Origin of the sequence: Micromonospora sp. AMSO12t, from assembly GCF_008806585.1 — a bacterium.
GTDB lineage: Bacteria > Actinomycetota > Actinomycetes > Mycobacteriales > Micromonosporaceae > Micromonospora > Micromonospora reichwaldensis.
In genome coordinates this window covers 1-6,406 of sequence record NZ_WAAS01000327.1, presented here as the reverse complement: position 1 = coordinate 6,406, position 6,406 = coordinate 1, and the positions used below count along the sequence as shown (strand labels likewise).

Annotated in this window: 7 protein-coding genes; 5 read left to right on the top strand and 2 right to left on the bottom strand. The window is 73.5% G+C overall.

Annotated features, from left to right (window positions below; translation table 11 throughout):
- On the top strand, positions 1–199 hold a 199-nt coding region (locus tag F6X68_RS29410), incomplete at its 5' end, for a CorA family divalent cation transporter (protein ID WP_305069299.1).
- 126 nt (positions 200–325) lie between these two features.
- Here the strand turns inward: F6X68_RS29410 and F6X68_RS29405 are convergent.
- Positions 326–1,138, bottom strand: coding sequence for a hypothetical protein (locus F6X68_RS29405; protein ID WP_151457297.1), 813 nt, complete (start codon positions 1,136–1,138; stop codon positions 326–328).
- Positions 1,139–1,222: 84 nt separating this feature from the next.
- On the opposite strand from F6X68_RS29405, the gene F6X68_RS29400 reads away from it, so the two are divergent.
- Both F6X68_RS29400 and F6X68_RS29395 read left to right on the top strand, forming a co-directional pair.
- Positions 1,223–1,753: a peptidylprolyl isomerase gene (locus F6X68_RS29400; protein WP_151457296.1), complete on the top strand. Its 531-nt coding sequence runs from the start codon at positions 1,223–1,225 to the stop codon at positions 1,751–1,753.
- A 94-nt stretch (positions 1,754–1,847) separates the two neighbouring features.
- The gene (locus F6X68_RS29395) at positions 1,848–2,762 is read left to right on the top strand and encodes a rhomboid family intramembrane serine protease (protein WP_151457295.1); all 915 of its coding nucleotides are present in this window, start codon (positions 1,848–1,850) and stop codon (positions 2,760–2,762) included.
- Between the two features lie 26 nt (positions 2,763–2,788).
- On the opposite strand, the gene F6X68_RS29390 is transcribed toward F6X68_RS29395, so the two are convergent.
- Entirely contained in the window at positions 2,789–3,217 is a 429-nt protein-coding gene (locus tag F6X68_RS29390; RefSeq protein WP_151457294.1) for a PH domain-containing protein, read from the bottom strand.
- Positions 3,218–3,305: 88 nt separating this feature from the next.
- Between F6X68_RS29390 and F6X68_RS29385 the strand changes: the two genes are divergently transcribed.
- Together F6X68_RS29385 and F6X68_RS29380 are read left to right on the top strand one after the other, a co-directional pair.
- On the top strand, positions 3,306–4,478 hold the full coding sequence (locus F6X68_RS29385) for an acetyl-CoA C-acyltransferase (protein ID WP_151457293.1): 1,173 nt from the start codon (positions 3,306–3,308) through the stop codon (positions 4,476–4,478).
- Positions 4,479–4,555: 77 nt separating this feature from the next.
- Entirely contained in the window at positions 4,556–5,623 is a 1,068-nt protein-coding gene (locus F6X68_RS29380) for a phosphotransferase (protein WP_225852499.1), read from the top strand.
- The last annotated feature ends 783 nt before the right edge of the window (positions 5,624–6,406 follow it).

Sequence of the window (6,406 nt, the reverse complement as noted above, 5' to 3'; positions counted from 1 at the left end):
CCAGAACAACGACATGCGCAAGATCGCCGCGTGGGCCGCCATCGCCGCCGTGTGGACCGCCATCGCCGGCATCTACGGGATGAACTTCGAGGTCATGCCCGAGCTGCGGATGACGTACGGCTATCCGGTCGTGCTCGCCCTGATGCTCGCGATCTCGCTGGCCCTCTACCGCTGGTTCCGCCGCAACGGCTGGCTCTGACGGCCCGGGCCTGACGCGCAGCCGCCGCCGGGCGTGGACCGGGCGCCGTGGCCCCGCCGGGCGCGGAAGCGCCGGCGGTGCGGCGGGGAGCCGCTTCGCCGGCGCTTTCCGGGACCGACAGGGGCGTCAGCGGCGGCCGTTCTTGGCGCCGCCCTTGCCGAGCGCCTCGGTCAGGTCGTCCGCCGGACGACCCGAGGTGTCCTTGGCGCCCTCGGCCACCGACGGGACCTTGTCCGTCGCGTGGACCGTCGGCTGCTTGCCGGGGGTGGTGGTGGAGGCGCTGTCGCCGCCGGCCACCGCCGAGCTGCCGGCGCCGGTCGGGCCGCCGGCCACGCCCGAACCGCTCGACACCGTCGAGGCGTCGGTCACCGGAGTCCGGATCTCCATGGTCTCCACCTCGTCGCGCATCGGCTCCAGGTTGCGGGTCGGGTCGTACTCGGCCCACTCCTGCTGCTCCCGACGCCGCCGCATCGCCACCGCGGCGACCCCGGCCACCGCGCCGGCCGCGAGCAGACCGGTCATCATGGACCCGCCCCGCCGGGAGCTCTTCTTCCGGGAAGCCTTCATGTTCTTCGCCTTGACCTTCCTGCCGGCCGCGACCTGCTTGGCTGCCAGGGCCTTCCTGCCGGTGACCGCCTTGCCCGCCGCCTCGGCCTGCGCCTTGCGGACGGCCAGGGCCAGCGGCGCGAGCGCGGCGACCGTGGACGCGAGGCCGCTGGACGCGCGGTCGCGCACGATGACGGCCGTCGGCGCGACGGCGCCCCGGGCCGCCTGGACCCGCGGGGCGACGGTGGCGCCGGCACCCCTCGCGGCGTACGTCGCGGCCTGCCTCAGGTGACCGAGGCCCTGGTTCAGCTCCACCTTGGCCAGCTGCCCCTGGGTCTTACGCCGCCCGATTCCAAACACGGTCCCACCTCCTGGGAGTTGTTCCTTCGTCATCCTCCACCTTCGGATGCCTCCGCACTGCCAGATCGGGCACATGGGAGGATCCGCATGGAACTGACCAACGAGTGAGGAGTACCCGTGGCCGAGGCTGTCTACGCCACCTTGCACACCAACGCTGGCCCGATCCGGCTGGAGCTCTTCCAGAACCACGCCCCGAAGACCGTGAAGAACTTCGTCGAGCTGGCGGAGGGCAACCGCGAATACATCGACCCGCGTACGGGTCAGCCGGGCAACGGGCCGTACTACGACGGCACGATCTCGCACCGGGTGATCAGCGGCTTCATGATCCAGATGGGCGACCCGACCGGCACCGGGCGCGGTGGCCCGGGCTACAAGTTCGGTGACGAGTTTCACCCGGAGCTGCGCTTCGACCAGCCGTACCTGCTGGCGATGGCGAACGCCGGGCCGGGCACCAACGGCTCGCAGTTCTTCATCACCGTGTCGCCGACGCCGCACCTGAACAACCGGCACACCATCTTCGGGAAGGTGGCCGACGAGCAGTCCGTGAAGGTCGTCGACGCGATCGCCAACACCCCGACCGGTCCGAACGACCGGCCGCTGCAGGACGTCGTCATCGAGCGGGTCGAGATCGAGCGGACCGCTGCCTGAGCGGTCCGCGAGGTACCTTTGCCGACATGACTGAGCGCTCCGAGGGCCGGAACCGGTTGGTGGTCCGCGCGATCCGCGACGGCGGGCTGGCGTGGTGAGCGAGTCACCACCCACCACCCCGGTCTGCTACCGGCACCCCGACCGGGAGACCTACGTCCGCTGCACCCGCTGCGACCGGCCGATCTGCCCGGACTGCATGCGGGAGGCGTCGGTCGGGTTCCAGTGCCCGGAGTGCGTGGCGGAGGGACGTCGTAGCGTGCGGCCGGCGCGTACCGCCTTCGGTGGCGGTGCCGCCGGCCGCCACGGCTACGTCACCAAGGCGCTGATCGCGCTCAACGTGCTGATGATGCTGCTCTCCATCGCCTCCGACCGGGGCGGGGACGCGGCGGTCGGCGGCTCCGGCTTCGGCGGTCTGATGGGCGGCAGCACGCCGCTGACCGACTGGGGCTCGGTGCTCGGCGGCGCGCTCTTCCCGGACGGCACTGTCGGCGGCATCGCCGAGGGCGAGTGGTACCGCCTGGTCACCGCGATGTTCCTGCACTACGGCGTGGTCCACCTGCTGCTGAACATGTGGGCGCTGTGGGTGCTCGGCCGGTCGCTGGAGGCCAGCCTCGGGCCGCTGCGGTTCCTGACGCTCTACCTGGTCGCCGGGCTGGGCGGGAACGTCGCCGCCTACCTGTTCAGCGCCGAGAACCAACTCACCGCCGGCGCCTCCACGTCGATCTTCGGCCTGTTCGCCGCGCTGGTGGTCATCGAACGGAAGATGGGGCGGGACATCTCCCAGGTGCTCCCCGTCCTGGTGATCAACCTGGTCTTCACGTTCACCGTGCCGGGCATCTCGATTCCCGGGCACCTGGGCGGCCTGGTGGTCGGCGCGCTGCTGGCGCTCGTGTTCGCGTACGCCCCACGGTCGCGCCGGACGCTGGTGCAGTTCGCGGGCGGCGCGTTGATCGTGGTGGCGTTGATCGGCCTGGCCATGGTCCGTACCGCGGCCATCGTCGGCGGCTGACCCTCCGCCCGGATGCGCGGGCCCGCTCAGTGCGGGCGGGCCTCGCGCAGGGCCTCGGCCACCTCGGCGGGGTCCGCGCCGAGGTCGTGGCGGCCGAAGAGGTGCAGCGACTCCCCCGCGTCGATCTCCAACAGCTCGCTGGTCAGGCCCCGCCGTGCGCGGCGGTCCACGGTCACCTTCTCGACGGCCGACCAGGGCAGCCGTCGGTGTCCCGCGAAGCCCCGGACGACCGTGATCCCGTCCGGGTCGACCGCGAGCCGGACGGGCGCGACCAGGTCGCGCGCGGCCCAGCCGGCGAGCGCGGCGGCCGTGAGCACGGCCAGCGCCAGCCGGATCGGGTCGCTCCCGTCGAGGAGCAGGGCCAGCGCGAGCAGCGCGACCGCGCCGGTCAGCTTGAGCGCCGGCAGGGTGGGCGGCACCCGCCACTGCCGGGTCGGGGCCGGGTGTGCAGCCATCCGTTCAGCATGCCAGGGCACCGGGGGAGGACGCCCGACCCGCCGACGACGTAGGATCGGGGCCGGCCCAAGTTACCGGGGAGTAGTCATGAGTGACGCAGTCATCGTCGGCGCGGTACGCACCCCGGTGGGGCGGCGCAAGGGCAGCCTGGCCGCCGTGCACCCGGTCGACCTCTCGGCGCACGTGCTGCGTGCCCTCGCCGAGCGCACCGGCATCGATCCGGCGCAGGTCGACGACGTGGTCTGGGGCTGCGTCTCCCAGGTCGGCGACCAGTCGTGGAACGTCGCCCGCAACGGCGTGCTCGCCGCCGGCTGGCCCGAGTCGGTGCCCGGCACCACGCTCGACCGGCAGTGCGGCTCCAGCCAGCAGGCCCTGCACTTCGCCGCCGCCACCGTCCTCTCCGGCCAGGCCGACCTGGTCGTCGCCGGTGGCGTCGAGTCGATGACCCGGGTCGCGATGGGCTCCAGCGTGGCCGGCGGGTCGCCCTTCAGCGACCAGCTGCGCGACCGTTACCGCGGCGTCGAGGGCTTCGCCGACGACGCGCCGCTGCCGTTCAACCAGGGCGTCGGGGCGGAGTTGATCGCCGAGCGCTGGCGCTTCTCCCGCGCGCAGCTCGACGAGTTCGCCCTCGCCAGCCACGAGAAGGCCGCCGCCGCGCAGGACGCCGGCGCCTTCGACGCCGAGATCGCCCCGGTCGCGCTGGCGGACGGCGGCAAGTTCGCCGCCGACGAGGGCATCCGGCGGGACACCTCGCTGGAGAAGCTCGGCGAGCTGGCCACCCCGTTCCGCCCCGACGGCGTCGTCACCGCCGGCTCCGCGTCGCAGATCTCCGACGGCGCGGCGGCGCTCGCCGTCACCACCAGCGAGTGGGCCAGCCGGCACGGCCTGCGCCCGCTGGCCCGCGTGCACACCGCCGTCGTCGCCGCCGCCGACCCCGTCACCATGCTCACCGCGCCCATCCCGGCCACCGCGAAGGCGCTGCGCCGCGCCGGGCTGGGCATCGAGGAGATCGGGGTGTACGAGGTGAACGAGGCGTTCGCGCCGGTGCCGCTGGCCTGGCTGGCGGAGACCGAGGCGGACCCGGAGCGGCTCAACCCGCGCGGCGGCGCGATCGCCCTCGGCCACCCGCTCGGCGGATCCGGCGCCCGGATCATGACCACCATGCTCGCCCACATGCGGGACAATGACATCCGCTACGGCCTCCAGACGATGTGCGAGGGCGGCGGCATGGCCAACGCGACCATCGTCGAGCTGCTGTAGGGCGCACCGTCGAGCTGCCGTGGGGCAACGGGAAAACCCGTGGTCCCGCGGCACGGGCGGCGGCTAGGTTGCCCGGCGTGACTGAGTTGCCCGGCGTGACTGACGCCACCACGCCGCCCGCCGACCGGGCGACCACGCCACGCGCCGACCGGGCGACCACACCACCTGTCGACTGGGCGGACCCGCACTGGCGGGATGCCGCGCTCGGCTGGGTCGGCGACCAGCTCGGCCGGCTCGGGCGGCGGATCGTCGGGCCGGTCGAGCCGCGGGTCCGACCCTGGTCGCTGGTCTGGCGGGTGCCGACCGACGCCGGCGACGTCTGGTTCAAGGCGAACAACCCCGGCACCCGGTACGAGGCGGCGCTGCTGGCCGCGTTGACCCGGCTCGCCCCCGGCCGGGTGCTCGACCCGGTCGCCGTGGACGCCGAGCGCGGCTGGTCCCTGCTGCCCGACGGCGGCCGGACGTTGCGCGACGCGCTGGGTGGCGACCGGCGCCTGCTGAGCCGCTGGGAACGGGTCCTGCCCGAGTACGCCGACCTTCAGCGCGTGGTTGCGCCCGGGGCCGGCGAACTGCTCGCCCTCGGCGTGCCCGACCACCGGCCGGAGATGCTGCCGGAGCTGTTCGAGGCGTTGCTGGACGACGAGGAGTCGCTGCTGCTCGGGGCGGCGGACGGGCTCACCGCCGAGGCGTACGGGCGGCTGCGCGCCCACCGGCCCGCCTTCGCCGAGGACTGCCGGCGGCTGGCCGCGTCGGGCCTCACGCCCACCGTCCAGCACGACGACCTGCACGACGGCAACGTGTTCGTGGCCGGCGACGGGCACCGCTTCTTCGACTGGGGCGACGCCTCCGTGGCCCATCCGTTCGGCACCCTGCTGGTGACGCTCAACTCGGTCGCGGACGCGTTCGGGCTGCCCGAGGGCGACCCGGCGCTGACGCGGCTGCGCGACGCCTACCTGGAGCCGTGGTCGGACGGGCACGACCGGCCGACGCTGCGCGAGGCGGCCCGCCTGGCCGTCCGCGTCACCCGGGTCAGCCGGGCGCTCTCCTGGCGCCGCGCCCTCCGCAGCGCCGACCCGACCCGCGCGGAGTACGCGGCCGCGGTGCCCGGCTGGTTGCAGGAACTGTTCGCGCCGGATCCGGTCTGAGCCGGACGTCGGCGGTGCGGGTGCTGGACGTGCCGGTGTCGGCGCGACGCCGGTCGACCGGCCTCCGGCGGCCGGCGCTCAGGCCGCACAGGCGGTGCGTCGGGTGGTTGTGGTGCGTGGGGTGGTTGTGGTGCGTCGGGTGGTTGTGGTGCGTCGGGTGGTTGTGGTGCGTCGTGGTGGGGGTGTGGCCCGCCGTGCCCGGCTCCGGGCGGTCAGGCTTGATCCCTGCGCCGGGCACGGCGGGCCACACCCCGTCGGTGCCTACTCTCGCGTCCGTTCGCCGGGCTCCCGCCGGAGATCTTGGCAAGAAACCGCCCCTCCAGGGGCACTCTCGTACCAAGATCTCCACCGGCGCCTCGGTGACCCGGCGTCCGAGGCGACCCCGGTGACCGCAGTGACCCGAGTGACGAGTGACCCCGAGTGACCCATGTAGTGGCCTACCTGGACTTCGCGGGCAGCGGGTGACTCGAGTGACCCTGGTGACCGGAGTGACCAGGTGACAGTGACCAGGTGACCCGAGTAATCCGGCCTCACCGATCACCCGGTTCACTCGGGATGAGCCCGATGAGCCCTTGGTGAGCCGGATGAGCCCTCGGTAGCCGGATGAGCCCTTGGTGAGCCAGGGAGCTGGGTGAGTAGGGAGTCGGTGACCCGTGGACCCGGGTGTGACCGGGTGTCCGGTTTTGTGGTGGCTGTCGGGGGCGGGTTGAGCCGGTGAGTCGTCGGTGGTTGGCGTGACGGTGCCGGGTGTGCGGTTCGTGGGTGTGACCGGGGGCATCGTGG